We start from the raw sequence: 26,265 nt of genomic DNA on the forward strand, positions 1-26,265 counted from the left end.
CCCCGGGGACTTGCCCGGCAGCCAGGAAGGAGCCCAGCCGTGAGCAGCTCTGCGGGTTCGGCGGCCAGCGGGACACCAGGGGCCGGTGCCGGTGCTTATGACGGGTACGACCGGACGAGCATCGACAGGTCGGGTCAATCCGAGGCGTTCGACGCCATCGGTGACCGCTACGACGAGACGTTCCCGCACAAGGAAGGCCAGATCGCCGGCGCCGCCTGGCTGGCCGGCCTGCTGCCGCCCGGCTCCCGGATCCTCGACGTCGGCTGCGGCACGGGACTGCCGACCGCCCGCCAGCTGGCCGACGCCGGACACAAGGTCGTCGGTATCGACCTGTCGTCCTCGATGCTGAAGCAGTGCCGGGAGAACGTGCCGGAGAGCGAGTTCCGCAAACTGGACGTGGCGGACCTGGCCACGTCCGGGCTGGGCCCGTTCGACGGCGTCGTGGCGTTCTTCTCGCTGATGATGCTCCCGCGCCGGGAGATCCCGCACGCGCTGCGGACCCTGCACGGGCAGCTCCTGCGCGACGGCCCGCTGGTCCTGGGAATGGTGGAAGCGGACGTGAACGATTTCGCGATCCCGTTCCTGGGCAACGCGATCCGGGTATCCGGCTATCTGCGGGACGAATTGCGCTCAGTGGTCCAGGACGCGGGATTCGACATCGTGGAGGAGGACGCACGCGCGTACGCTCCTGCGAGCACGGACATACCGCCCGAGATTCAGCTCTTCCTGCACTGCCGACGACGCCCATAGACCGCGAGCACCTGGCGCTGGGCGTGCGCCGACGCGCAGCCCCGGATGGATGGAAACCGAACGCGTGACGGAGCACGAGAAGCCTGCGGCGAGCAGCACCACCGAGCCGACGCCGCCGAAACCCTCGGGGGAGGCCCGCAGCGGCCCCGCGGACGGGCCGGACGCCGCCCCGTCCGGCCCCGGTGCGGGCGGACACGAGAGAATCCCCGCCCAGCCCCAGCCGCATCCGCCCCACCCCACGACCGGGGCGGCACCCGGCCCCGCCGGGCACCCCGGCCCGGCCGCCGGCGGTGAGCACTCCGAGCGGGAGCGGCGGGGCGGGGACCGGCTGCGCTTCGTCGGCGCCGCCACCCGGCGCATCGCGCGCGGTGTCGACCTGGACGAGACGGTGCTGGGGCTGTGCCGCGCCAGCGTGCCCGCCTACTCGGACGCCATCCTCGTCTATCTGCGCGACCCGCTGCCCGTCGGCGACGAACGCCCCACCGGGCCGTTCGTGCTGCGGCTGCGGCGCAGCGACCGCATCCCCGACGACCCGCTGACCGCCCACGCGCTGCACCACACCCAGACGGTGCCGCCCGGCCCGGTGGCCGAGACCGGCGCCGGCCTCACCCTCGGTGTGGTCTCCGGCATGGCGGCGGGCTCCGCCGGCACGGCCGCGGCCCAGCTCGCCGAGGTGCAGCCCGGCGGTCCGCTGGCCGAGGTGCTGCGCGGGGTACGGCCGGTCTTCGCCGACTCGCCCGCGGCCAGCGCCGCCCTCCCCGAACTGCTGGGCCCCGACCGGCAGGTGCCCACCGGCAACCGCGCCATCCTCGCGCCGCTGCGCGGCCGGCGCCGGGTGATCGGCGCCGCCGTCTTCCTGCGCCGCCCAGAGCGGCCCGCCTTCGAGCCCGACGACCTGCTCATCGCGGCGCAGCTGGCCACCCACACCGCGCTGGGCGTGGACAAAGCGGTGCTGTACGGGCGCGAGGCGTACATCGCCGACGAACTCCAGCGCACCATGCTCCCCGACGAGCTGCCGCAGCCCACCGGCGTCCAGCTCGCCAGCCGCTACCTGCCCGCCGCCGAGACCGCCCGGGTCGGCGGCGACTGGTACGACGCCATTCCGCTGCCCGGCTCACGCGTGGCGCTCGTCGTCGGCGACGTGATGGGCCACTCGATGACTTCCGCGGCCATCATGGGCCAGTTGCGCACGACCGCACAGACACTGGCCGGACTGGACCTGCCGCCGCAGGAAGTGCTGCACCACCTGGACGAGCAGGCCCAGCGGCTGGGCAGTGACCGCATGGCCACCTGTCTGTACGCCGTCTACGACCCGGTGGCACACCGCATCGTCGTCGCCAACGCAGGCCACCCGCCGCCCGTCATGCTGCACCGCGGCGGCCGTGCGGAGGTCCTCCGCATACCGGCAGGCGCCCCGATCGGGGTGGGCGGCGTCGACTTCGAGGCCGTCGAACTGGACGCCCCGGCAGGCGCCACCCTGCTGCTGTACACCGACGGGCTGGTCGAATCGCGGCAACGGGACGTGTGGACCGGCATCGAGCACCTGCGGGAGAAGCTGGCGGCCACCGCCCGGCTGACCCGCCCCGGCGCCGCCGCCCCGCTGGAGCCGCTGTGCGACGAGGTGCTGGACATCGTCGGGCCCGGCGACCGGGACGACGACATCGCCCTGCTGGCCGCCCGGTTCGACGGCATCGCGCCGAGCGACGTGGCGTACTGGTACCTCGACCCGCGGGCCCAGACCGCGCGGCAGGCCCGCCGGCTGGCCCGCAGAGCCCTGGCCCGCTGGGGCCTGGACGAACTCAGCGACGCGGTCGAACTGCTGGTGAGCGAGATCGTCACCAACGCGGTGCGGTACGCGGAACGCCCCATCACCCTGCGGCTGCTGCGCACGGACGTCCTGCGGTGCGAGGTCGGGGACGATGTGCCGCAGCTGCCGAGGCTGCGGCAGGCCCGCGCCACCGACGAGGGCGGGCGCGGGCTGTACCTCGTCAACCGGCTGGCCCGGCGGTGGGGGGCCACTCGCCTGTCCACGGGCAAGGTGGTCTGGTTCGAACTGCCCGTCCCGGAGCCCGAACCGGAGCCGTGACACCACCGCGCGCCCGTCCCGGCCCTGAGCCCCGGCCTGGGCGGCAGACGCGTGTCCGGGCACGGTACGCGTGCCGGGGCCGGGCGTTGTCTGCCCGGACGGGGCACGGGGTGCGGGTGGGGGTGCGGGGCAGGGGGAGACGGGAGCGGCCCGTCGGCCCGCGGACGGTGCGGTGCGGGCGGCCCGAGTCGGGGGTTGCGTGGGTTGCGTGGGTCTCGCGGGTGGCAACGCCGCCGGCCCGCACCCGGGGTGACCGCCCCCGTGGGGGCGGCATCGGTTCCCGGGTGCGGGCCGGTGGCTGAGCCGGTGACCGGCGTAAGCGGTCCTGCGCCTGGCGCGGGCGGCTGAGTCCCGCTTCACCCGGCGCGGGCTGCTGGGCGCGGCGGACGGTGCGTTGTGAGCGTCCGGGCGCCCCTGACGGTCCGGACGCGGTGCGGCGCCCGGGCGCACTGGGCGGTGCGGGGCACCGCACAGCGCAACGCCCGGACACGGGACGGCACGGCCGTCAGGCGCTCAGCTCGGCTTCGGCGTCCAGGGTGGTGCCGACGGCCTGGACGACCGCGGCGATCTTGAACGCCTCCTGGATCGTCTCGCGGTCCACACCGGCCTTGCGCAGCACCTGCTCGTGCGAGTCCAGGCACTGACCGCAGCCGTTGATGGCGGAGACGGCGAGCGACCACAGCTCGAAGTCGGTCTTCTCGACACCGGGGTTGCCGATGACGTTCATCCGCAGACCGGCGCGCAGGGTCCCGTACTCCGGGTCCGACAGCAGGTGCCGGGTGCGGTAGAAGACGTTGTTCATCGCCATGATGGCGGCGGCGGACTTGGCCGCGGCGTACGCCTCGTCGCTCAGGTTCTCCTTGGCCTCCGGCTCCAGGGCGCGCAGCACGATGCCGGAGCGGGACGCGATGGCGCAGGCCAGGACGGTGCCCCAGAGCTGCTGCTTGGGCAGCTCCGAGTTGCCTATGACGGAGCCGAGGTTGAGCTTCAGGTCCTTCGCGTAGTCCGGAAGGGCCGACTTCAGGTCATCGAGCGCCATGACTGCTCACTCACCGGCCAGCAGCTTGACCGGGTCGAGGGTCTCCTCGCCCTTGGTCCAGTTGCAGGGGCACAGCTCGTCGGTCTGGAGCGCGTCGAGGACCCGCAGGACCTCCTTGGGGTTACGGCCGACGGAGCCGGCGGTCACCATCGTGAACTGGATCTCGTTGTTCTGGTCCACGATGAAGACGGCACGCTGCGCGAAGCCGTCCTCGCCCTCGATGCCGAGCGCACGCATCAGCTCGTGCTTGGAGTCGGCCATCATCGGGAAGGGCAGCTCGGTCAGGTCCGGGTGGTCCTTGCGCCAGGCGTGGTGCACGAACTCCGAGTCACCGGAGAAACCGAGGATCTGGGCGTCGCGGTCGGCGAACTCGTCGTTCAGCTTGCCGAAGGCGGCGATCTCCGTCGGGCAGACGAACGTGAAGTCCTTGGGCCACGCGAAGACGATCTTCCACTTGCCCTCGTAGGTCTTGTGGTTGATCGTCTCGAACTCCTTGCCCTTCTCCAGAGAGACGCAGGCAGTCAGCTCGAACTCAGGGAACTTGTCACCGACGGTGAGCACGTACACACTCCTTGCACTTGCGGCCAGGATGCCTAGATTGTGCGCATTCCTGGAGGTTGGTCGATCCCACCTAACCACATGCGGCATTGATCACGGAAATAGCTAGAGTTGGTGTGGTTGATTGGAGTGAGTTATCAGTGACCGCACCGACCGCGCAGACCTCCCCCGCGCAGCCCGTGCGCCCGTCCCCGTCCGCGCAGCCGCCGCGCACCGCCCGCAGCAGACAGCCCAGCCTCTCCCAGCTGCGGGCCTTCGTCGCCGTCGCCGAGCATCTGCACTTCCGGGAGGCCGCCGCCGCCATCGGCATGAGCCAGCCCGCGCTGTCGGGCGCGGTGGCCGCACTGGAGGAGACGCTGGGCGTGCAACTGCTGGAGAGGACCACCCGAAAGGTACTGCTCTCACCCGCCGGTGAGCGGATGGCGGCCCGTGCGCGCGCCGTGCTCCACACCATGGGCGAGTTGATGGAGGAGGCGGAGGCCGCCCAGGCCCCCTTCACCGGCGTGCTGCGGCTCGGTGTGATCCCCACGGTGGCCCCGTATCTGCTGCCGACCGTGCTGGACCTGGTCCGCAGGCGCTATCCCGCGCTCGACCTCCAGGTGCACGAGGAGCAGACCGACTCCCTGCTGGAGGGGCTCGGGCAAGGACGGCTCGACCTGCTGCTGTGCGCGGTTCCGCTGGCGGCGCCGTGGATACGTGAGGTACCGCTCTTCGACGAGGACTTCGTCCTGATCACCCCGCACGACCACCCCGCGGCCGGCCGCTGCGACCTGCCCCGCTCCCTGCTGCGCGAACTCGACCTCCTGCTGCTGGACGAAGGGCACTGTCTGCGCGACCAGGCCCTCGACATCTGCCGGGAGGCGGGCCGCACCGAATCGGCCAGCGTGACGACCAGCGCGGCCGGACTCTCCACCCTGGTGCAGCTCGTGGCCGGCGGCATGGGGGTGACCCTGCTGCCGCAGACCGCCGTCCGCGTGGAGGCCGGACGCAACGAGTCCCTGCGCACCGCCTGCTTCGCCGACCCGGCCCCCTCCCGGCGGATCGCGCTGGCGATGCGTGAGGGCGCCGCCCGTCAGGAGGAGTTCTGCTCCTTCGGCGACGCCCTGCGTGCGGCCCTGGCCGCCCTGCCGGTACGGCCGGCCCTGCCCTGAGCCGACGGGACCCGGGCACGGCCACTGCCACGGCCCCACCGGTTCGCGGTGGTCACTGCTCGCACAGCTCGCGGTGGCTGCTGCTCCCGGTGGAGGCACCGCTCGCGGTGGTCACTGCTCGCGGGGCGGTCTGCCCCGGCGCGGCTGGGGCCCGGCCTCCTTGGGCATGCGGCCGGCTTCCTTGAGGGCCCGGCGCAGCAGGAAGTCGATCTGCGCGTTGGTGGAGCGCAGTTCGTCGGCCGCCCAGCGGGCGAGCGCGTCATGCACGGCGGGGTCGAGCCGCAGCAGCACCTGCTTGCGCTGCCGCGGCCTGCTCCTCCCCGGCGTCGGCGCCGCCGGCCCGCTCCGGTCGGGGGCGCCGTCCTCGCCGTCCTCGCCGTCCTCGGTCACTGGTAGAGCGACCCGGTGTTCAGCACGGGCTGCGGGGAGCGGTCGCCGCACAGGACCACCAGCAGGTTGCTGACCATGGTGGCCCGGCGTTCTTCGTCCAGCTCCACGAAGTCCTGCTCGGTGATCCTGGCCAGGGCGTCCTCGACCATGCCGCAGGCGCCCTCCACGATCTTCTGCCGGGCGGCGACCACCGCGCCCGCCTGCTGCCGCTGGAGCATGGCGGAGGCGATCTCGGGGGCGTAGGCGAGGTGGGTGAAGCGGGACTCGACGATGGTCACGCCCGCGGCGCTCACCCGCGCCGTCAGTTCGGCGGCCAGCTTCTCGGTGATCTCCTCGGCGTTGCCGCGCAGCGACAGGCCGTTCTCGTCGTGCGCGTCGTACGGGTACTCGATGGCGATGTGCCGCACGGCTGCCTCGGTTTGGGTGGCGACGAACTCCACGTAGTCGTCCACCGAGAAGAGGGCCTGGGCGGTGTCGCGGACCTGCCAGACGACAACGGCCGCCAGCTCGATCGGGTTGCCGTAGGCGTCGTTGACCTTCAGGACGGCTGTTTCGTGGTTGCGGACCCGGGTGGAGATCTTCGAACGGCTCGTGAGCGGGTTGACCCAGCGCAGCCCGTCCGCGCGGATCGTGCCGGTGTAGCGGCCGAAGAGCTGGACGACGCGGGCCTCACCGGGCTCCACCATGTTCAGCCCGGCCATGCCGAAGACCGAGGCGATCACCAGCACCACGCCGACCACGATCAGCGCACCGCCCGCGGCACCGCTGTCGGCGGTGAGACCGGCGCCGGCTATCGCGGCACCGACCCCGAGCAGGAAGCCGATCAGTCCCAGCAGCAGGGCGAGTCCGCCCGGAATGCTGTGCGCGGCCGTCTCCCGTACTTCCGGTGCGGGCATCTCCGGTACGTCGACGGGCTGGTCGAGGCTCATCACGTCTCCCCCGTTCTCCTCGGTGTGCGAGCGCGTGTCCGACGGACCGCGCCCTATCAATGTGCTATCACTTTAACGTCCTGCCCCGGTTCCCGCCAGTACGGGGGTCCGTCGGGGGCCGGGGCAGGACGAGCGGGGAGGCGAGGGCCGGAACGGTGCCGCTACTCCGAACGGAGCCCGTCCGGACGCATCAGCCGCCACAGCACCGGCAGGCTCAGCAGTGTCACCACCGCGATCAGCCCCGCCCCCACTCCGGCCATCGGCAAGAACACCAGCCAGTCCGCGACCGGCTGGTCGATCAGCCGCAGCAGCGCCCAGCCGAGCAGCATCCCGAACCCGGACGCCAGCACGAGCCCCAGCACCACCGGGACCGCCGACTGCCACAGCACCGAGGCCCCCAGGGTCGTCCGGCGCGTACCGAACGCGACCAGCACGGCCAACTGCCGCTTGCGCTCCCGCAGCTGCTCCAGCATCGAGATCACCAGACTGGCGCCGATCAGCACCATCACACCGACCGCGGCGGCGAGTATCACCCGCTGCATCATCACGAAGTAGCCGTTGCGCTCGCTGCCCGTGAAAGTGATCACCGAAGCCGCCGGGTCCTCCCGGAAGACGGTGGTACGCACGTGCTCGAGTGCGTCCGCGTTGCCCGCGGCGAGCTGCACCCGGCCGACGTACACCGCGTCGTCCGTCACACCCTTCGGCATGGCCCCCGGAGTGAGGAGCAGCCCCTCGAACGAATCCTCCCCCCAGATGTCCGGCAAGGCGGTGACCGTACGAGCCGAAGCGGGCACCTTCCAGACATGGCCCGGCTTGCTGTCCTGCGAGTCGTCCTCGGTGTCCGGCCGCACCTTCGTTCCGGCCGGGGGCGGGGGCACCTCCCCCTTGCCGCGGGGCGCTTCGACACGGAAGGACTGGCCGTCCCGGCAGGAGCCGACCGCGGCGATCTCCCGCAGCGTGTCGCAGCTTCCCACTCCGACCGCGACGTACTTGTCCTTGCCGACGAGTTGCTGGTAGCTCTCCAGATATCCCGTCGCGCGGCGCACCCCATCCGTCTTCCGCAAGGCGGCCGTGAGCCGTTCGCTCCCCGTCAAAGACTGACCGACCGGTACGTACCGCACCCCGATCCGCTGGGCGTCGGCCCGGTCACCGGTGGAGACGGTCGTCTCCTTCGCCACCCCCTGGAAGAGCATCTGGAGCGCGATGGCACCGGCCACCGCGATCGTGATGCCGCTGACCGCGCGGGTGGCGGCGCCGCTGTTCAACTGGAGCCTGCGCACCGCCAACTGCCCGGAGACCCCGCCCCCGTTCAGACGGGCCACCAGCCTCTCCACCACCCAGGGCAGCAGCAGCCCCACACCGCTCAGCAGGAGCAGCACTCCGCCCACGACCTGCACCTCGTGCACATCGCCCTGGGGAGTGTTCTCGACCTCGCCCGAGAGCGGCAGCAGCAGCAACGCGCCGGCCAGCGGCGGCAGCAGCCGCCACCACAGCCTTCTGCGGCCCGGCTCCGCTTCCCGCACCACGCCCAGTGGTTCGATGGCCACGCCGCGCAGCGCGAACACCGAGACCGCGACGGCCGTCACGGGCACCCCGAGCACGATCAGCGCGCCCAGCGCCAACCCCGGCACCACGGCGGAGGGGAAGACACTCAGGCCGAACAGCGAGACCCCGCCCAGGAGGTGGCGGCCCAGGGCGAAGACCGCCGCCCCGAAGAACAGCCCGAGCACCGCCCCCACCAGGGACTCCCCGGCCGCGACCCTGCGGGCCATGGCCGCGTCCGCCCCGACCAGGCGCAGTGCGGCCAGCCGCCTGTCCCGCCGGTCACCGCCGAAGCGGGCGGCGGCGCCGATGAAGACGGCGACCGGCATCAGGAGGACGACGCAGGCCACCACACCGAGCAGCACCACGACCGGGGGGATGGGGCCTCCCTCTTCCGTGTCGCCGATCCGGGTCACCCGTGCCGTGCCCGTACCGGGCGGGCTCAGCTTCTCCGCACCCATGTAGAAGGCCAGCTCCTGCGGCCCTTCGAGCCCTTCGTCGCCGATGGTGCCGACGATGCGGGAGTCGAGACGGCGGGCCAGTTCTCCGCCTTCGTCCGAGCGCAGCAGCTTCTTCAAGGCCGGTGAGACGTACATCCGGCCGGGGGCGGGCAGGGCGTCGATGCCCGGCGGCACCAGCGGGTGCTTCCCCTCGGGCTGGAGGGCGTAGCCGTAGATCTCCTTGCCGTGGTAGGTCGTCTTCGCGTCGGCGGCCAGCAGGGTGCGGTCGCCGGGTTTCTCCCCTTGTCCGTAGTCCCCGCTCGGGTTCAGGTCGCGGGCGTGTGTACGTTCCTGGCGGACCTGTGCGATGTGCGGGACGGAAGCGGCCAGCAGCAGCATGGCGACCCCCAGCCCCACGCCGACCGCCGTGAGCAGCGTCCGTACCCAGCCCTGGCGGCCGGAGAGGGCGAACCGGCCGCCCATCGCCAGATCGCGCGCCGCCGTCCGCAGCCGGGCTCCCCCGGAGCGCTGGGCCGTCATACGGCACCCGCCATCGCGCTCATGTCCCGGGCCCGGCCGTCCCGGACGACGATCTCGCGGTCCGAGTAGGCCGCGACGCGCGACTCGTGGGTGACCAGCACCACAGCGGCCTGCGTCTCCCGGGCCGCCTCCGTCAGCAGCTGCATCACGCGCTCGCCGTTGTGCGAGTCGAGGGCTCCGGTCGGCTCGTCGGCGAAGACGACTCGCGGCATACCGGCCAGGGCGCGGGCCACGGCGACACGCTGCCCCTGGCCACCGGAGACCTGTCCGGGCCGGTGGTGCCGCACGTCGTCCACCTCCAGCCGCTCCAGCCAGCGGGCGGCCTGCGCCTCGGCCTCCTTGCGGCGGGTGCCGGCCAGGCGCAGCGGCAGAGCGGCGTTCTCCAGACACGTCAGCTCCGGCACCAGCTGGCCGAACTGGAAGACGAAGCCGAAGTCGCTGCGGCGCAGGGCGCTGCGTTCCGCGTCGGAGAGCGCGGACAGTTCCCTGCCCGCGTACCGCACCTGACCTTCGTCGGGCGGCACGATGCCGGCCAGGCAGTGCAGCAGCGTCGACTTGCCGGAGCCGGAAGGGCCCATCACCGCGACGATCTCACCAGGCCGGATCGCGAAGTCCGCGCCGTCGAGGGCGGGTGTCGTCCCGTACGTCTTGCGCAGACCGTTCGCGCTCAGCAGCACGCCCGTGTCCGCCGTGGGGTCCGCTGCCGGGACAGTGCCGGTGGACATCATGCGCGCACCTCCTGGGCGAGCTTGTCGAGCCGGGCGGCGGCCGTCTCCAGCCAGCGCAGATCGGCCTCCAGATGGAAGAGTGCGTGGTCGCAGATCAGCTGGTCCGCGAGATCGCCCTCGGTCTTGCGGCGGGTCAGCTCCCGCATCAGCCGCAGGTGCTCCGCGCGCTGGACGTCCAGCAGGGCGGCACCGTCCCGTCCGGTCAGCAGGGCGAGCACCAATTTGGTGTAGAGGGTGCTCTGGAGATAGGGCTCCGGCTTCTCCGGGGTGGCCAGCCACTGCTGCACGTCGGTGATACCGGCATCCGTGATCGCATACCGCTTGCGCTCGGGTCCCTCCCCCGGCTCTATGCCCTCGACCTCCACGAGACCGTTCTTCAGCAGCCGGGACATCGTGGAGTAGACCTGCCCGTAGTGCAGCGGTCTGTCCTGGCCGAACTTCGCGTCGAAGGTGCGTTTGAGGTCGTAACCGTGGCGGGGCCCGGTCTCCAGCAGACCGAGCAAGGCGTGACTGATCGACATGCGGAGCACTCTACACGACGTGTATACACACGTTGTATACCCCGAACGAGTGGCCGCCGACCGGGGTACGTCCACCGTCGGCCGGGGCCGGCTCCACCGCCCGCCGAGCCGGCTCCACCGCTGATCAGCGGCCATGAGGCAACCCACCCACCCCCCTCTGCGTCAGCCGATCGGGGCGGCCGATACTGGACGGTCGGCACGGGGCGGTCATACGAACGGACAGTGGGGCGATGGAACGGGCAGCGGAAGACCGGCTCGCGCCGCTCCCTCGTACGCCGGGAGCGCACAACGCGAACTCCCTTTCGGACCCGCCCGCCGGGACGGACGACCCGACGGACACCGGCCACCCGCCGGCCCACACCGACCGCTCACCCTCCACTACGAACGGCACGCCTGCCGGTACAACGGAACCCGCTACCACGGAACCCACCAGCACCACCAACCCCACGCCCGGCGCCGATATCCCCGCCGCCCCACCCTCCGCCCAGGACGAGGACACCCCTCCCATGGGCGACGCCGCGCCCGAGGCCGGCCCGGCAAGCGGGGCTCGGGCACCGCGGTGGCGGGCGGTCGCCCGTGGTGCGCGGCGGCGGCTGGCGGCGCTGGTGCGGCGCCCCTACTGGGAGGCGCCAAACTCCTCGTACGTGCTGCGGCGGTGGCCGGGGCTTACCGCCCTGTGGTGCGCGACGCTCTTCTTCTGGCTCTCGCTGACGCCGTCGCTGGTGCCGCGTCCCTGGCCGTTGCAAGGGGTCATCGGCGGGATAACGGCCGCCATGGGCTATGCGATAGGCGGGCTGGCCGAGTGGCTGATACGGCTCGCCCTCGCACCGCTGCTCCGCCGCTACGGCCGTCTGCTGCCGGGCCGCCGGCACCTGCGGCCTTCACGACACCCGCGGCCGTCGCAGCGCTGGCGGGCCCGGGCCTGGCTGGCGTACTACGCGCTCAGCACGCTGCTGACCATCGCCGCGCTGTCGTTGAGCGCGGACGCGCAACGGGAGCTGCGCCGCCTCCAGGGGATGCCCGCCGCCCTGACCTGGCACTCACTGATGATCGCCCTGCTGGCCCTGGGGATATGCACCTTCCTGGTCGCCCTCGGCCGGGCGGTCCGGCTGGGGACGCGTGCGCTGATCCGCGTCCTGGGGCGGTTCGTGCCGCGCCCGCTGGCGATCGGCGCCGGTCTGCTGGTCAGTGCGACCGTCGTCGTCTTCGGGACCCGTGACGTGGTGTTCGACCGGGGCGTCATCGACGTGGCCGCGCATCTTGCGGAGAAAACGGACAAGAGCACCAAGGACGGCATCACCCGGCCGCGTTCCTCCCTCGTCTCGGGCAGTACGGCCTCACTGGTGCACTGGGACGACCTGGGGTACGAGGGCCGCAACTTCACCGGCTCCTCCCTGTCGGCGGACCAGATCGCCTCCGTCACCGGCAAGGGTGCCCGGCAGCCGGTCCGGGTCTACGTCGGACAGGAGTCGGCACCGACCTTCCGGGCGCGGGCCCGGCTGGCGGTGCGGGAGCTGGAGCGGACGGGCGCCTTCGACCGGGACGTGCTGGCCGTCGCGGGGACGACCGGACGCGGCTGGGTCAATTCGACGGACGCCGAACCGCTGGAGTACATCCATCACGGCAACACCGCGATCGTCGCCGTGCAGTACTCCTATCTGCCCAGCTGGGCGTCCTTCCTGGTGGACAAGGAGCAGGCGGGCCGGGCCACCCGGGCCCTGGTCGAGGCGGTGCGCGCCCGGTGGCTGGAGATACCGGCCGCCGAGCGGCCGAAACTCGTCGTCTTCGGCGAGTCGCTGGGGGCCTACGGCATCGAAGCGGCGTTCGACGGCCCGGACGATCTGCTGGCGAAGGTGGACGGCGCGGTGCTGGCCGGCACCCCCAACTTCTCCCCCATCCGCCGGGAGCTGACGGCCCACCGCGATCCGGGCAGCCCGGTGTGGCGGCCGGAGTACGACGAGGGCCGGCACTTCCGGTTCGCCCAGTGGCCGCGGAAGGACCTCGCGCGGCCGGGCCCGGAGTCCACCTGGGGCACGCCGCGCGTGGTCTACCTCCAGAACGCCTCGGACGCCATCGTGTGGTGGTCGCCCGAGCTGGCGCTGCACCGGCCCCGCTGGCTGCGGGAGCCGCTGGGCCCCGACATCACCGGCGCGGTCAACTGGTTCCCGCTGGTCACCTTCTGGCAGACGACGGTGGACATGGCCGTCTCCTACGGGGTGGACGCCCCGCACGGGCACCGGTACGGCAACGGTTCGGTGGAGGCGTGGGCGGCGGTGGCGCCGTCCGAGGGCTGGACGGCCGCCGACACCGAGCGGCTGCGGCGTTTCATGGACCAGCGCGAGGCCCCCTACTGAGCCGCTACTTCTCCTTGTCCCGTTCCCCGGCCGGCTCCTCGGATTCGCCGCCGCCCGGGGGTGCCGCTTCCCTGAGCCGGCGCAGCGTCTGCTCGTTCGCGTAGCCCTTCAGATAGCCGACGACGGTGTTGCTGACCGCGACCAGCGGCACGGCCACCACGGCGCCGGGGATGCCCGCGATCAGGCTGCCGCCCGTCACGCCGAGGACGACGGCGAGCGGGTGGACGCGTACCAGACGGCCGAGGATGAACGGCTGGAGGACGTGGCTCTCGATCTGCTGGACGGCGAGCACGACGGCCAGGGTCAGCGCGGCCGTGACGATGCCGTTGGTGACCAGGGCGACGACGACGGCGAGTGCGCCGGAGACCACGGCACCGATGATCGGGATGAAGGCGAACAGGAAGATGAAGACGGCGAGCGGCACGGCCATCGGCACATTGAGGAAGTACAGGCCGATGCCGATGAAGACCGCGTCGATGAAGGCCACTATCACCGTGCCCCGCACGTACCCGGTGAGTGTCGCCCAGGCACGGGGCCCGGCGCCGGCCACTCCCTCGCGGGCCGCGGCGGGCACGAACTTGAGCGCCCACTCCCAGATGCGGCGGCCGTCGTAGAGCAGGAAGAGCGTCACGAACATCGACAGCAGCGCGCCCGAGAGGAACTCGACGACGACGGTGACCCCCTCGAGGCCCGCCGAGGTGAGTTCCTTGCTGTTGTCGCCGATCCAGTCGCTGAGGTTCTGGGCGATGTCGTTGATCTGGTCCTCGGAGACGTGGAAGGGCCCGTTGAGCGCCCAGTCGCGCAGCTCCTGGATACCGGCCTGCACCTTGTCGGTGAGGGTGTCGAGGTTCTCCATCACCTGCCACACCACGAACCAGCCGACCAGGCCCATGATCACGAACCCGCCGATGAAGGTGATGGCGGTGGCAACTCCTCGGCCCAGTCCCAGCCGGCGCAGCCGGGCGACGGTCGGCTGGAGCAGTGCGGTGATCAGCAGGCCGGCGGAGAAGGCGATGATCACCAGGCTGATGGTGCTGACGATCTTCATCAGCACCCAGACGACCCCGGCCAGCACCAGCAGCCGCCATCCGGCCTCGGCGGCGACCCGCACCCCCCACGGCACGGCGGCTGCGGGCTCCGGTTTGGCCGCTATGGCCGGTGCGTACTGGGGCGGCGGCGGTACGTAGTCACTGCCGCGACCGCTGTCGGCCGCCTCCTGCTGGGCCTGGGCACGGCCGGCTTCGACGTTGGAGAGCCCGGAGCGGTGGCCGGCCGGCTCGCCGTGTCCGGCGTCGGCGCCCTCCACCTCGGCACGCCGCTCGGCGGCCTTCGCGGCCCAGCGGCCGACGGCCGACCTGAGCCTGTCCATTCTGCTCGTCATTCCGCTTTCCTCCGCCCCCGATGGCCAGTGGCTTCGCCGTGTGAGGGACGACGTTACCCGCGCCGGTGGTTGCTTCCCGAACCGGAAGAGCGGTCGTCGGGGGCGCGGGAACTCTTTGGCGAGGGCCCGAGGCCGGCAGACGGGCAGTGAACGGCGTGCGGGTGCGGGCCTGGCGCGGCGGCCGGGCGGCGGCCCGCGCGGGTGACGGGGACCACGACCGGACGGCGTCCGCACGGGTGGCGGAGAACACACGAATGCCCCCGTGGTGATCGGTGCTGATCACCACGGGGGCAACGGTTCGTGACGGGTCCCGCGGACCACTGGGAGCGTCGGCTCAGTACCAGTGGTTGGCCTGCCAGAACTGCCAGGCGCCGCAGGGGCTGTCGTACCGCGAGTTCATGTAGTTGAGGCCCCACTTGATCTGGGTGGCCGGGTTCGTCCGCCAGTCGGCGCCGGCCGAGGCCATCTTGGAGCCCGGCAGCGCCTGGACGAGGCCGTAGGCACCCGAGGAGGCGTTGGTCGCACGGTAGTTCCAGCCCGACTCACGAGAGACGATCTCGGAGAAGCACTGGTACTGGTCCGCGCCGACGATCTGTTTGGCCATCGACTGGACTTCAGCCGTGGTGTAGGACGACTTCTGGGTGAAGTCGGGACGTTCCTCGGAGCGGCTCGACGCCGACTTGATCTTGTCCCGCTCCTTGGCCTTCTCGGCGGCATCCTTGGCGGCTGCCTCCTTCTCGGCCTTCTCCTTCTTGGCAGCGGCGTCCTTGGCGGCCTGCTTGCGAGCGGCCTCCTCGGCCGACTTCTTGGCCTTGGCCTGGGCCGCGGCCGAGGCGTGCTCGGCCTGCTGCGTGAGAGAGGCGGTCTGGACCTGGGCCTGAGACCCGGCCGGTATGTCCTCTAGGAGCGTCGCCTGCGCTGCGGTGGCCTCGACGTCGGACGCCTGACCCTGGTCGGCGCCTGCGGCGACACCGACGACGGCGCCGACAGTGGTGACCGCGGTGGCGGACGCCACGGCGAATCCCCGGACCGAAATCCGAGCAGTCACACGGTTCCCTTCCAACATGCCCGCTCGGGTGACCTCGCGGACCAATCGTGCCCCTGACACTGGCCTCCCCTTGTGGGCGCGGGAGGCGCGGGCCCGGTGGGCTTCCCCGGCAGGGACAGCCCGCGTGGTTCTTCGGGCGGCATACGGCGACTGCTGTTCAGTTCTGTACTGCTGTGCGGTGTCGCACCGTTGACGGTGCGGCTGTGCCGTATGCGGGGCCTGACAGGACCCACACCTTGCCGGAACGGGACGCGCGGAAGCAATTCAGCGTTGAGTGGGAAAGGTCACACGGCGTTTGAGGCAAAGGAATGACGGAAAAAACCGCGCGACCGGGCCCCGTGCCGCTAGGGTGTTGCGCCCTTTGCGCACGGGGCCCGGTTCACAACGGCCGCACGGCGGCCCGCTGACGGCCCGTAGGGGCCGTCCGGGGCACCGAAGGCACCGAAAACCGCGTCAGACGCGGCCTTCCTCCAGCATTTCGGTCACCAGTGCGGCAATGGGCGACCGCTCCGAACGCGTCAGGGTGATGTGGGAGAAGAGCGGATGCCCCTTCAGCCGCTCGACCACGGCGACCACCCCGTCGTACCGCCCCACCCGCAGGTTGTCGCGCTGCGCCACATCGTGCGTGAGCACCACCCGCGAGTCGGTGCCGATCCGCGAGAGCACCGTCAGCAGCACGTTGCGCTCCAGCGACTGGGCCTCGTCCACGATGACGAACGCGTCGTGCAGCGAGCGGCCCCGGATGTGGGTGAGGGGCAGCACCTCCAGCATGCCCCTGGCCACCACTTCCTCGATGACCTCGCGGCTGGTGACGGCGGAGAGGGTGTCGAAGACGGCCTGCGCCCAGGGGCTCATCTTCTCCGCCTCGGTGCCGGGCAGATAGCCCAGCTCCTGCCCCCCGACGGCGTACAGCGGCCGGAAGACCATCACCTTGCTGTGCTGCCTGCGCTCCAGCACCGCCTCCAGGCCCGCGCACAGTGCCAGTGCGCTCTTCCCGGTGCCGGCCCTGCCGCCCATGGAGATGATGCCCACCTCCGGGTCGAGCAGCAGGTCGAGGGCGATGCGCTGCTCGGCGCTGCGGCCCTTGATGCCGAACGCCTCCCGGTCGCCGCGCACCAGCCGGATGCGCCCGTCCGGGGTCACCCTGCCGAGTGCCTTGCCCTTCTCCGACTGGAGGACCAGCCCGGTGTGCACGGGCAGTTCGGGAGCGTCGTACGGCAGATCCACGCTCTCGGTCGCGAACAGCTCATCGACGTCCTCCCCCGGAAGGGTGAGTTCGGCCATGCCCGTCCAGCCGGAGTCGGTGATGGCCAGCTCCGCCCGGTACTCCTCCGCCATCAGCCCGACGGAGGACGCCTTGATGCGCAGCGGCAGGTCCTTGGAGACGACGGTGACGTCGTAGCCCTCCGCCTGGAGATTCCGGGCCACGGCGAGGATGCGGGTGTCGTTGTCACCCAGTTGGCCGTGCTTGAGGAAGGCCGCCGGCAGCACGGCCGGGTCCGAGTGGTTCAGTTCGACCCGGAGCGTTCCGCCCTGGTCGCTGAGGGGGATCGGAGCATCGAGCCGCCCGTACCGGATGCGGTACTCGTCGAGCCTGCGGAGGGCCTGCCTGGCGAAGTAGCCCAGCTCTGGGTGGTTGCGCTTGGCCTCCAACTCGGTGATGACGACCACGGGGAGCACGATGTCGTGCTCGTCGAACCGGTCCATGGCGGCCGGGTCCGCCAGCAGCACGCTGGTGTCGATGACGTACGTGCGCCGGTCGGACTCGCTGCGCTTCTTGCTGATCACCACGGTGGGACGTACCCCCTCGGATGGGTCGGGGAGCGACGGCGTCGCGGGGGAAGAGGCCGGAGACGGCCCGCACCACGCGGGCCGGGCTCCGGCCCTCCGCGACCCCCACTCTGTGGGGCGTCCGTGGTGTCAAAAGGGCCTCCCGGCGACTGTGCCCGGTGAGACGGGCACGGTCGTGAGGGATATTCCCGCAGCGGCCCGCAAGCATGCGCGCCGTCACGCTCGGGGCCGAACGGCCCCCGCGTCCCGGGTGGGGTCAGCTGCCGTACCGGCGGTGCCGGGCGGCGTAGTCACGCAGCGCACGCAGGAAGTCCACCTTGCGGAAACCGGGCCACAGGACTTCGCAGAAGTAGTACTCGGAGTGCGCGCTCTGCCAGAGCATGAACCCGGACAGCCGGGTCTCCCCGCTGGTGCGGATGATCAGGTCCGGGTCGGGCTGGCCCCGGGTGTAGAGGTGCTCGGAGATGTCCTCGACGGTGAGGGTGTCGGCGCATTCGTCGAGCGTCATGCCGCGGTCCGCGCGGTCTGCCAGCAGCGAGCGGACGGCGTCGGTGATCTCCTGCCGCCCCCCGTACCCCACGGCCACGTTGACGAGTATCCCGTCGACGTCACCCGCCTCCTGCTCGGCCTCCTTGAGCACCCGCTGCGTGCTGTCCGGCAGCAGGTCGAGCTGGCCGACGTGGTGCACCCGCCAGCGCCCGTCGGCGGCCAGATCGCGCACCGTGTCCTCGATGATGCCGACCAGCGGACGCAGTTCGCTCTCCGGACGGCTGAGGTTGTCCGTGGACAGCAGCCACAGGGTGACGACCTCGACGTCCGTCTCGGCGCACCAGCCGAGCAGCTCCTGGATCTTGCTGGCGCCGGCCTTGTGTCCCTGCTCGGTCGTGCCGCCCGATGCGCGTGCCCACCGCCGATTGCCGTCGAGGATGACGCCGATGTGCTTGGGCACCCGGTCGTGATCGAGACGGTCCTCCACCCGGCGCGCATAGAGCTTGTACACCAGGTCGCGCAACTTCATGGGAACGGCCAGCCTCTCCGTGCCGAGTCGGGAATTCCAGCACCTTACTGCCGTTCGCCCTGACGTACGAACCGGGCCGGTCAGGCGCGGTGATAAGAAAAGGCATATGACCCAGCGCACCACATCCCCCGTCCCCGCACCGGCTCCCACGGCCGTTCCGTCCGACACGCTCTACCGCGCCGACCCGGCCCGCTACGAGGCGATGGAGTACCGCCGAACGGGCCGTTCCGGGCTCAAGCTGCCGGCGATCTCGCTCGGCCTGTGGCACAACTTCGGCGACGACCGTCCGCTGGCCACCCAGCGCGCCATCCTGCGCCGCGCGTTCGACCTGGGCATCACCCATTTCGACCTGGCCAACAACTACGGCCCGCCGGCCGGCTCCGCGGAGCTGAATTTCGGCCGCATCTTCGCCCAGGATTTCCGTCCGTACCGGGATGAACTGGTCATCTCCACCAAGGCGGGCTACCTGATGCACCCGGGGCCCTACGGGGAGTGGGGCAGCCGCAAGTACCTGCTCTCCTCGCTCGACGCCTCGCTGAGCCGGATGGGCCTCGATTACGTCGACATCTTCTACTCCCACCGCTACGACCCCGACACCCCGCTGGAGGAGACGATGGGGGCGCTCGCCTCCGCCGTCCACGCGGGCAAGGCGCTCTACGCGGGCATCTCCTCCTACAGCGCGGCCCGCACCCGTGAGGCGGCCCGGCTGCTGCGCGAGATGGGTGTCCCCGCGCTGATCCACCAGCCGTCCTACTCGATGATCAACCGCTGGACGGAGGAGGACGGCCTGCTCGACACGCTGGAGGGCGAGGGCATGGGCTGCATCGCCTTCGCCCCGCTCGCCCAGGGGCTGCTCACCGACAAGTACCTCGACGGCATCCCCGCCGACTCCCGTGCCGCCCAGGGCAAATCGCTCGACCCGGCGCTGCTCACCGAGGAAGTGGTGCGGCGGCTGCGCGGCCTCAACGCCGTCGCCGAGCGGCGCGGCCAGACCCTCGCCCAGCTCGCCCTGCGCTGGGTGCTGCGCGACCCGCGGATGACCTCCGCGCTCATCGGTGCCAGCTCCGTCGCCCAGCTGGAGGCCAACGTCGCCGCGCTGCGGGCGGCGCCCCTGGAGGAGGCCGAGCTGGCGGAGATCGACGAGCTGGCCGTCTCCGAGCCGGGCACCAACATCTGGGCGGCCAGCAGCAACGGCTGAGGCCTGCCGACCGCCCCAAAGGAAGCGGGCCGGTCCGTGGGGGGATACGGACCGGCCCGAGGGGGGGCTTCCACCATAGCCCCTCGGGCCGGATGATCCGCACACCAACGACCGTGTCGCACAAGCCAGTACGACGGGATCAGACGGCCGCCCCGCCCACGGCGACGCCCACCACCGCGCCGAGCACCATGAACGGCCCGAAGGCCATGGCACTGCTGCGGCGCGCGCGTCCGGTCGCCATCAGCGCGAAGCCATAGCAGGCCGCCGACAGGAAGCCCAGAAACGCTCCGGCGAACAGCACAGGCCAGCCGTACCACCCGAGGGCCACCCCGACCGACAGGGCGAGCTTGACGTCCCCGAAGGCCACCGCCCGCGGGCTGATGACGAACAGCACGAAGAACGCTCCGGCCAGCACCAGGCCGCCCAGCAGCGCGCGTCGCCAGCTGCCGCCCGCGCCGGGCAGCAGTGCGGCCAGTCCCAGCAGTGCGGCGGTGCCGGCCGCCAGGGGCAGGGTGATCATGTCCGGCAGCCGCATCACGGCCAGATCGACGGTCGCCAGCAGCAGCGCGCAGGGCGTGAACAGCAGCCACACCGCCAGCTCCGGGCGTGTCCCGACCGTCGCCGTGAGTGCCGCGCACACCAGTGCGCCGACCAGCGCGAGGACGCTCCGTCCGCCCCCGTACGCCCCCTGGGCGTCCGAGGCGCCGGCGCACGGGGCGCACACCGCGGGGCCCAGCACCCCGCGTACTCCCCCGCCCAGGGGGTGCCCCTGCGGGCAGCTGTCCCGCCAGGGCAGCCCCGGCTCCACGGAGAGCCGGTAGACCGCGCGGGGCAGGAGAGAGCCGGCCGCGGCGCCGTAAGCGGCGGCGGCCACGATCGCTATCCACTCCAGCGGCACACCCGGAGCTTACGTCCCGCCGACACGCCAGTGAGCCGCCGGAATCCGTCGTACGGAGGTCTCATCGGAGCGATTCATCTCACACCCGCGCGGAGCATCCCGGAGCGGGACAGCGCCGACACCTGCGACGGAGCACCAATCGGCCCCTCTGTGCGGCCCGTTATCCGACTGCCGTTGTCAGTGAGGGGCCGTACTGTAGTCCGTATGACATCGACTTCCACCGGGCCCGGAGAGCCCGGAACCCTGGAGACGGGTGCGGGCGAGGTGCCCGCGCCGCAGCCCTCCGTCACCGCGGCCAACGACGCCATCCGCAACTTCGTCGCCGGCCGCACGCTCTGGTCGAAGGAAGCACTCGCCGAACTGGACCGGCTGCGCGGGCAGTGGCAGCGCGCCGTCCGTGCCGAGATGGTCAAGGCGGCGTGAGGGCCGCCGCCTTGGCCATCTCTTCCCTCCTGCGCCGCCCGGCCCGCTGAGACCGGGCCCCGCCGTCGGCGTTCCCAACCTCCCGATCCGCAACGGGGGCTCGCCACCCGCGCGTTGATCCGCAAGCATGTACGGGTGAGCGGCACGCGCGGGGGGCGCGGCCCCCTAGGGATACGGAGCGCTCGGTGAACAAGCCCGTACTGCGGCGGCGCCGCCGTCACCGGCCGGCCGACGAGAAGCAAGACACCGGCGGGCACCCGCCCGCACCGGCCACCGGACCAGCTCCCGAGACGGCCGCCGGACCGGACACCGAGCACGGCGACGGTCCCGCCACCCGGGCCCGCCGCGGACGGAACCGGCTGCTCGTGGCCACCGCCCTGTTCGCGACACTCATCCTTCCCAAGGTCGTCGACGGCCCCGGGCACAGCGACGACCTGGCCGCGCACCAGCCCTCCCCGGGCACCGGCCAGGCATCCTCCAGCGCCTCCCCCGCCCCCGGCAGCACCCCCGGCAGCGCTCCGGACCCGGCCCCGTCCTCGGCCGCCTCCCCCACCCCCGGCACCGGCGGCTCACCCGAGACGGCCCCCGACGGAGCCCACCCGCCCGGGGCCGGCCCGCTGAACGGCCCCGACACCGACGCGGACGCCGACTCCCCGGCGTCCGCCTTCCGTTCGGTGCGGGCCGGACAGTGCCTGACGGTGCACGCCAACGGCACCGGGTGGAGCCGCCCCGCGCCCACCGAAGCCACGCGCGTCCCCTGCGGCGACGACCGCGCCTTCACCCGGGTGACCGCCGTGCACCGCGCCGGCCCCGGCGGTGCGGGCGACACCTCCTGCCCCGTCGGCAACGGCCGCGCCACCTGGTCGATGGACGACACCACGCTGTGCGTCACCCGGCAGTTCCGCACCGGCCAGTGCCTCCTCGCCGAATCCACCGGCGGCGAGATGCGCGCCGCACTCATGTCCGCCCCCGCCTGCTCCAGCCGGCCGCCCGCCGGCCAGGGACGGTACGACCGGCTGCTGACCGTGACCGGTGTCTACGACGACGACACCACCTGCCGCGAAGGGGACGCCGGCACCCACGACCGCTACTGGACCTGGCAGGTGGACGGCGGCAGCCGCACCCTGTGCACCGCCGACGCGACCGGGTGACCACTGCGCCGAGCCGCACCACGGACACACCGTCCCGTCGCGGGCCCCCGCGACGGGCTCGGCAGGCGCCCGTCAGCTGCTCGCCACTCAGGGCTGACGTCCGGGGAACCCGGCAGGCTGGGCGCCCGGCGCTCAGACCGTCGTACGGAAGCGGCGGCGCGCGGCCGGGGTCGCCACCATCACCGCCAGGGCGCCGACCAGCAGCGCGAACGGGAGGGCCGCACCCGCCAGCGCCAGGAACGGGACCGCGGAAATCACCGCGGCCAGACAGTAGACAGCGCCCAGCCCGGACAGGACGCACTGGAGGCGCGGCGGCCCGTCCGCGTTGAAACGCACCACCAGCGCGGCACAGACCGCCGCCCACAGTGCCGCGCGCGGCTCGCCGAAACCGATCGCGTCCCGTACCTCTTCCGCCGCGCGGAACCACCACTGGCCGTCCACGGCATCCATCCAGTGCGGGAAGTCGTGCGCGTAGCCCGGCAGTTCCGTGCCCGGCACCACCCGTCCGCCGAGCGGTGCCACGTCGTACCGCACGCATTCGGTGATCAACAGCAGTGCCGCGCCGAGCGCCTGGGCGACACCGGTCGTCCAGCCGACCGTCCAGGCACGCAGCCGTGCCGCGCCCCGCACGGTGTGGCCGCCCCTGGGTGTGTCCGCCGCGTTCCGGGCGCCGTCACCGCCGTCACCGGGACCGGCCGCCCGGGTGTCGTCGCCGGGCGCGCTCCTCACCGCCGCGCTGTCGTCGGTTCCGTGTCCCACCGCCGTGGTGCCGCCGTCACCGACGCCGGTTCGGCTTCCCGCCGTCGTGGTGCCGCCGCTGTCGTCGCCGGACCCGTCGTCCATCCCGTTCACCCGCCCCGCCGTCCCCCTGCGCCTCGTCTTCGCCGTCATGATCCGGTGCAGCCGTCCGCCGCCACAAGAGGCAACGGCGAAGCGCCGTCGGCGATTTCGCGCAGGTGTACGACCAAGAGCCGCGGTGACATGCGAGGATGACCGCGATGACGAACCCCGCACCGCTCCCGGCCGGCCCCTGGCGGATCCATCCCTTCCACGGGCTCGAAGGCGTCGTACCCGGCAGCCTCCCGTTCGGCGCGCGCAGGGACGTCCTCGCCCGGCGCCTCACCACCGCGTACGGCGACCGCCTGGGCGAACGCAGCACCTTCCGCAAGAGCGCCACCTCGCTCGGCCTCTGCGACGCCTACCACTCCCTCGACCTGATCCTCCACCACGACGCCCACCAGCGCCTCGCCTACCTCGAACTGTTCGCCTCCGCGCCGGTCGAGTTCGACGGCGTCGGCCTGCTCGACCGGCCCTACGGCGACGTGCTCGACGCGCTGCGCGCCCGCGGCTGGGAGTCGCGGGAGACCGACGCCGGGCACGAGATACCCGCCGCCGGGTTCAACCTCACCGCCCGTCCCGAAGGCGACGAAGCCCCCGTCTACTGCGTCGGCGTCCAGCCCGACGACCGCGCCGACATGCCCCCGCCCCGGATGACCGGCGGCGTCCACCTCCCCGGCATCACCGCGCACCGCCTCCTGCCCTTCGAGGGCACCGAGACCGTGCGGCTCGGCCAGGACCGCCGCTCCCTCCGCGCCCGCCTCGGCGCCACCCTCGTCTGCGGCCCCGACGGGCACGGCGCCGGCACCGACCGCTACTTCGACCACGGCCTGGAGCTGACCTTCGACAGCGACGACCGCCTGGTGACCCTCGCCATCGGCTACACCGGCCACAAGGGCACCGCCACCCTGGCCGGCGTCCAGCTCCTCGACCGCCCCTACGCCCAGGTCGCCGCCGACCTCGCCCGGGCCGGCATCCGCGTCGTACGCGGCGAACTGTCCGCCGAACTGCCCGACCACGGAGTACGGCTGCACATGCAGGCGCCGACCAACCCCGAACTGCCGGTGGTCGCCGTCGTCTACGGCGCCCCCACCGACGAGGACACCCCCGCCGACGAGGACGTTCCCGCATCCCGGTGACCACGCCCGGGCGCGGGCCACGGGACGGGGCACTTCGGCCGCCCGCCGGTTCGGCCCCGCCCCCTCAGTCCTTCTTCGGGAACGACACCTCCACCCGGCGGTTCTTCTTGCGGCCCTCCTCCGTGCGGTTGTCGGCCACCGGATAGTCCTCGCTGTAGCCGCGCACGTTGAAGCTGACGTCCGGGCCGAGCATCGCCGCCAGCTCCCGCTGCACCATCGCCGCGCGCTTCTTCGACAGCTTCCTGCCGTGCTCGTAGGAACCGAGATCGTCGGTGAAGCCGAAGACGTTCACCTGTGTGCTGCCCTGTTTCTCGATCTCCTCGGCGATCGTCCTGATACGGGACTTCGCCCCGCTGTTCAGCTCCGGGCTGTCCTTGGGGAAGAGCACCTCCGCCTGGAGCGTGAACTTCGTCTTCACCGTGCTGTCCTCACGGCGTTCCTCGCCGCCCAGGTCCTCCGTCACGAACTTGATGTCCAGCACCTTCGGCTCCGCCAGCTTGGCCCCGTCAGCCAGCCGCAGCCCCTCCGCCCCCGGGTCCACCTCCACCGGCACCTCGGAGTCCCCGATGTTGTCCGGCGGCTCGCTGAACCCCGGATCCCCCGGCCCCTTCTCCCCCGGGAGAGAGGGAGCCTGCCCGGTGGGGATGGAGGTGGGGTCGTCGGTGGGGTACTGGGTGGCGATGTCGGGGATCGAGGGCGTGGCGCCCGGCTTGGGATCGTCGGCCTCGGCGGCGGGGATGCCGACGCCGAGCACCAGCACGGCGGAAAGGGACGAGGAGGCCACCACCTTGGACAGGTACGGCCGGGAGAGGGCCATGCCGGCCTTGCTCGCCATTTTCATTCCCCTCCACTGAGAGCGACCCCGGCCGGCGGCATGTCGGCGATCTGGAACTCGACCTCGTCGTTCCCCTCCGGCGGTGCCGGGAACTGGGCGTACCACGTCTTGGACTTACCCGCCTGGAGGGGCTGGCCGAACGCGGTGCACAGGCAGCGGCCCTCGGTGTCCCTGAGCACCAGATACCGCTTCTTGCCCTTCTTGTCGACGAGCTTCGCCCCGGCGACGGAGAGCTTGTTGCGGAGCGCCAGCTCGGACTCGTTGCCCTCCCAGCCGGGCGCCACCCATGCCTTGCCGCTCCCGTTGGTCACCTTTCCGGTGACGGTCACGAATCCGCCCGACTCGCGGCGGGCCGAAGTGATGGAGAGGGTGATGTCGTCCCCACCCTTCACCTCCGCCAGCGGCTCCCCGGAGTCGTTCGTGACGGGGCGCGAGCCGTCACCGTCCTGCTTGGCGGAGGGGCGCGCGTCCTTCGCCTCGCCGCCCGAGTCGTCACCGCCGCAGCCGGCAACCGTGAGAACCAGCCCGGCGGCGAGACTCACCGCCGTCATGCCCGTGCGGAGTTTCGTGGCGCGCCGAAGATTCATGAAGTCACTCGACTCTCATCCGTCGTTCGCTCGTCATTCGACCAGCACCACCGAGAAGAGATCCGAGGGACGCACATCGACGTCGTCCTCGTCCTGCGTGCTGATCGTGAGGTCCTCGCCGTCGCAGACCAGCGCGATCTCCTCGGCGTCCTCCTCGCCCTCCTCGCCCTCCCCGGACTCGTCACCGGCCTCGTCCCCGGTCCCATCCCCGGGAGCGGGGACGCAGCGGGGCCTGAGGACGGCGGTCGCCGTGGCGCGAGCCGGCCGGTGGCCGGTGCCGGGGATCAGGGTGTCGCCCGTGTCGAAGCGCGTCTCGATCCGCACGGAATACCCGTCGTCGCCCTCCCGCGTCACGGGTGCGCAGCTGAGCAGGTCGGAGCGGTTGCGGCCGGCCAGCCGGGCCGCCTGCCCGCAGCCGTCCCCGGACAGGGGCGCCGCGGCGTCCAGCCAGTCCTGCCACGCGTCCTCGCCCCCGAGCGCGTCGAGAAAACCGTCGAACATCAGCCGCCGGTCGTCCTTGGCGGCTGCGAGCGCGGCGGCGTCGGCGGCGGTCTGCCCGCCGTTGCGGACGGTGGCGGCCTGGGCGACGGTGAAGAAGGCGAAAGCCAGGAAGAGGAGGCCCGCGACGACCGCGCCGTAGAGGATGACCGTCTGCCCCGCGTCGGACGTGCCCGGGCCGGTCAGCCGCCCAGGACGGCGCTGACCGCGTTGGCGACCGCCCCCGAGATCATCGCGTCCAGCCCCAGTGCGCGGATGGCGAGGATGATGCCGGCTACCAGGATGACGATGCCCGCGTACTCGATGGAGCTGGCGCCCCGGTCCGCGGCGGGGCCGCGGAGGCGGGTGGTGCGATTCCGGATGCGCCTGCGGATGGGGTTCGACATCGGGATCTCCTCCGTTGATGGCTGACTCGGTATCCCCGGAGGGATAC

The 26,265-nt window shown here is 72.1% G+C and carries 25 protein-coding genes; 8 read left to right on the forward strand and 17 right to left on the reverse strand.

What is annotated here, in order from left to right; all coding sequences use genetic code 11:
- Positions 1-39 precede the first annotated feature (39 nt).
- Positions 40-750, forward strand: coding sequence for a class I SAM-dependent methyltransferase (locus IO40_RS0123630; protein ID WP_016469496.1), 711 nt, complete (start codon positions 40-42; stop codon positions 748-750).
- Positions 751-799: 49 nt separating this feature from the next.
- On the forward strand, positions 800-2,836 hold the full coding sequence (locus IO40_RS0123635) for a SpoIIE family protein phosphatase (RefSeq protein ID WP_016469495.1): 2,037 nt from the start codon (positions 800-802) through the stop codon (positions 2,834-2,836).
- 505 nt (positions 2,837-3,341) lie between these two features.
- On the opposite strand, the gene IO40_RS0123640 is transcribed toward IO40_RS0123635, so the two are convergent.
- A complete protein-coding gene (locus IO40_RS0123640) occupies positions 3,342-3,875 on the reverse strand; it encodes an alkyl hydroperoxide reductase (RefSeq protein WP_016469494.1) in 534 nt (177 codons plus the stop codon).
- Positions 3,876-3,881: 6 nt separating this feature from the next.
- Complete coding sequence (locus IO40_RS0123645) at positions 3,882-4,436, reverse strand: peroxiredoxin (RefSeq protein ID WP_016469493.1); 555 nt, start codon at positions 4,434-4,436, stop codon at positions 3,882-3,884.
- Between the two features lie 176 nt (positions 4,437-4,612).
- On the opposite strand from IO40_RS0123645, the gene IO40_RS0123650 reads away from it, so the two are divergent.
- Positions 4,613-5,584 carry a LysR substrate-binding domain-containing protein gene (locus tag IO40_RS0123650; RefSeq protein WP_041968694.1) on the forward strand — a complete coding sequence of 324 codons (972 nt, stop codon included), beginning with the start codon at positions 4,613-4,615 and terminating at the stop codon, positions 5,582-5,584.
- Positions 5,585-5,695: 111 nt separating this feature from the next.
- Here the strand turns inward: IO40_RS0123650 and IO40_RS0123655 are convergent, their stop codons facing one another.
- From IO40_RS0123655 to IO40_RS0123675, 5 genes are all read right to left on the reverse strand, one after another.
- Positions 5,696-5,974: a type II toxin-antitoxin system antitoxin gene (locus IO40_RS0123655; protein ID WP_016469491.1), complete on the reverse strand. Its 279-nt coding sequence runs from the start codon at positions 5,972-5,974 to the stop codon at positions 5,696-5,698.
- The gene (locus IO40_RS0123660; protein WP_016469490.1) at positions 5,971-6,903 is read right to left on the reverse strand and encodes an SPFH domain-containing protein; all 933 of its coding nucleotides are present in this window, start codon (positions 6,901-6,903) and stop codon (positions 5,971-5,973) included. Before IO40_RS0123660 ends, IO40_RS0123655 begins: the two co-directional genes overlap by 4 nt.
- 161 nt (positions 6,904-7,064) lie before the next feature.
- Positions 7,065-9,425, reverse strand: coding sequence for an FtsX-like permease family protein (locus IO40_RS0123665; protein WP_030408842.1), 2,361 nt, complete (start codon positions 9,423-9,425; stop codon positions 7,065-7,067).
- Positions 9,422-10,153, reverse strand: a complete 732-nt coding sequence (locus IO40_RS0123670; protein WP_174500685.1) for an ABC transporter ATP-binding protein — start codon at positions 10,151-10,153, stop codon at positions 9,422-9,424. Before IO40_RS0123670 ends, IO40_RS0123665 begins: the two co-directional genes overlap by 4 nt.
- Positions 10,150-10,674 (reverse strand): PadR family transcriptional regulator, encoded by a 525-nt coding sequence (locus tag IO40_RS0123675; protein ID WP_016469487.1) that lies wholly within the window; start codon positions 10,672-10,674, stop codon positions 10,150-10,152. Before IO40_RS0123675 ends, IO40_RS0123670 begins: the two co-directional genes overlap by 4 nt.
- A gap of 230 nt (positions 10,675-10,904) precedes the next feature.
- On the opposite strand from IO40_RS0123675, the gene IO40_RS0123680 reads away from it, so the two are divergent.
- Positions 10,905-13,028 carry an alpha/beta hydrolase gene (locus tag IO40_RS0123680; RefSeq protein ID WP_031176088.1) on the forward strand — a complete coding sequence of 708 codons (2,124 nt, stop codon included), beginning with the start codon at positions 10,905-10,907 and terminating at the stop codon, positions 13,026-13,028.
- 4 nt (positions 13,029-13,032) lie between these two features.
- On the opposite strand, the gene IO40_RS0123685 is transcribed toward IO40_RS0123680, so the two are convergent.
- The 4 genes from IO40_RS0123685 to IO40_RS0123700 all read right to left on the reverse strand — a co-directional run bounded on the left by IO40_RS0123685 (position 13,033) and on the right by IO40_RS0123700 (position 18,266).
- Positions 13,033-14,409: an AI-2E family transporter gene (locus tag IO40_RS0123685; RefSeq protein WP_030408845.1), complete on the reverse strand. Its 1,377-nt coding sequence runs from the start codon at positions 14,407-14,409 to the stop codon at positions 13,033-13,035.
- A gap of 334 nt (positions 14,410-14,743) precedes the next feature.
- The gene (locus IO40_RS0123690) at positions 14,744-15,475 is read right to left on the reverse strand and encodes an aggregation-promoting factor C-terminal-like domain-containing protein (RefSeq protein WP_016469484.1); all 732 of its coding nucleotides are present in this window, start codon (positions 15,473-15,475) and stop codon (positions 14,744-14,746) included.
- Positions 15,476-15,910: 435 nt separating this feature from the next.
- Positions 15,911-17,248 carry an RNA 5'-3' helicase PhoH2 gene (locus IO40_RS0123695; protein ID WP_016469483.1) on the reverse strand — a complete coding sequence of 446 codons (1,338 nt, stop codon included), beginning with the start codon at positions 17,246-17,248 and terminating at the stop codon, positions 15,911-15,913.
- A 256-nt stretch (positions 17,249-17,504) separates the two neighbouring features.
- The gene (locus tag IO40_RS0123700) at positions 17,505-18,266 is read right to left on the reverse strand and encodes an isoprenyl transferase (RefSeq protein WP_016469482.1); all 762 of its coding nucleotides are present in this window, start codon (positions 18,264-18,266) and stop codon (positions 17,505-17,507) included.
- 106 nt (positions 18,267-18,372) lie between these two features.
- Here IO40_RS0123700 and mgrA point away from each other — a divergent pair, with 106 nt between their 5' ends.
- Complete coding sequence (mgrA, locus tag IO40_RS0123705; RefSeq protein WP_016469481.1) at positions 18,373-19,464, forward strand: L-glyceraldehyde 3-phosphate reductase; 1,092 nt, start codon at positions 18,373-18,375, stop codon at positions 19,462-19,464.
- A gap of 139 nt (positions 19,465-19,603) precedes the next feature.
- Here the strand turns inward: mgrA and IO40_RS0123710 are convergent, their stop codons facing one another.
- On the reverse strand, positions 19,604-20,362 hold the full coding sequence (locus IO40_RS0123710) for a prepilin peptidase (protein WP_031176089.1): 759 nt from the start codon (positions 20,360-20,362) through the stop codon (positions 19,604-19,606).
- A gap of 204 nt (positions 20,363-20,566) precedes the next feature.
- On the opposite strand from IO40_RS0123710, the gene IO40_RS37735 reads away from it, so the two are divergent.
- Complete coding sequence (locus tag IO40_RS37735; RefSeq protein ID WP_016469479.1) at positions 20,567-20,785, forward strand: hypothetical protein; 219 nt, start codon at positions 20,567-20,569, stop codon at positions 20,783-20,785.
- A 185-nt stretch (positions 20,786-20,970) separates the two neighbouring features.
- Entirely contained in the window at positions 20,971-21,936 is a 966-nt protein-coding gene (locus tag IO40_RS0123720; protein ID WP_030408848.1) for a hypothetical protein, read from the forward strand.
- Between the two features lie 132 nt (positions 21,937-22,068).
- Here the strand turns inward: IO40_RS0123720 and IO40_RS34995 are convergent, their stop codons facing one another.
- Positions 22,069-22,779, reverse strand: a complete 711-nt coding sequence (locus IO40_RS34995; protein WP_051719302.1) for a hypothetical protein — start codon at positions 22,777-22,779, stop codon at positions 22,069-22,071.
- A gap of 155 nt (positions 22,780-22,934) precedes the next feature.
- Between IO40_RS34995 and IO40_RS0123730 the strand changes: the two genes are divergently transcribed.
- Positions 22,935-23,912 carry a hypothetical protein gene (locus IO40_RS0123730; RefSeq protein WP_016469476.1) on the forward strand — a complete coding sequence of 326 codons (978 nt, stop codon included), beginning with the start codon at positions 22,935-22,937 and terminating at the stop codon, positions 23,910-23,912.
- Positions 23,913-23,976: 64 nt separating this feature from the next.
- Here the strand turns inward: IO40_RS0123730 and IO40_RS0123735 are convergent, their stop codons facing one another.
- From IO40_RS0123735 to IO40_RS0123750, 4 genes are all read right to left on the reverse strand, one after another.
- Positions 23,977-24,747: an OmpA family protein gene (locus IO40_RS0123735; RefSeq protein WP_016469475.1), complete on the reverse strand. Its 771-nt coding sequence runs from the start codon at positions 24,745-24,747 to the stop codon at positions 23,977-23,979.
- Between the two features lie 2 nt (positions 24,748-24,749).
- Entirely contained in the window at positions 24,750-25,334 is a 585-nt protein-coding gene (locus IO40_RS0123740) for a hypothetical protein (RefSeq protein ID WP_016469474.1), read from the reverse strand.
- Between the two features lie 33 nt (positions 25,335-25,367).
- A complete protein-coding gene (locus tag IO40_RS0123745; RefSeq protein ID WP_016469473.1) occupies positions 25,368-25,835 on the reverse strand; it encodes a hypothetical protein in 468 nt (155 codons plus the stop codon).
- A gap of 179 nt (positions 25,836-26,014) precedes the next feature.
- A complete protein-coding gene (locus IO40_RS0123750; protein ID WP_016469472.1) occupies positions 26,015-26,218 on the reverse strand; it encodes a hypothetical protein in 204 nt (67 codons plus the stop codon).
- Between the last annotated feature and the right edge of the window lie 47 nt (positions 26,219-26,265).

The organism is Streptomyces albus subsp. albus (assembly GCF_000725885.1).
GTDB classification, from domain to species: Bacteria; Actinomycetota; Actinomycetes; order Streptomycetales; family Streptomycetaceae; genus Streptomyces; species Streptomyces albus.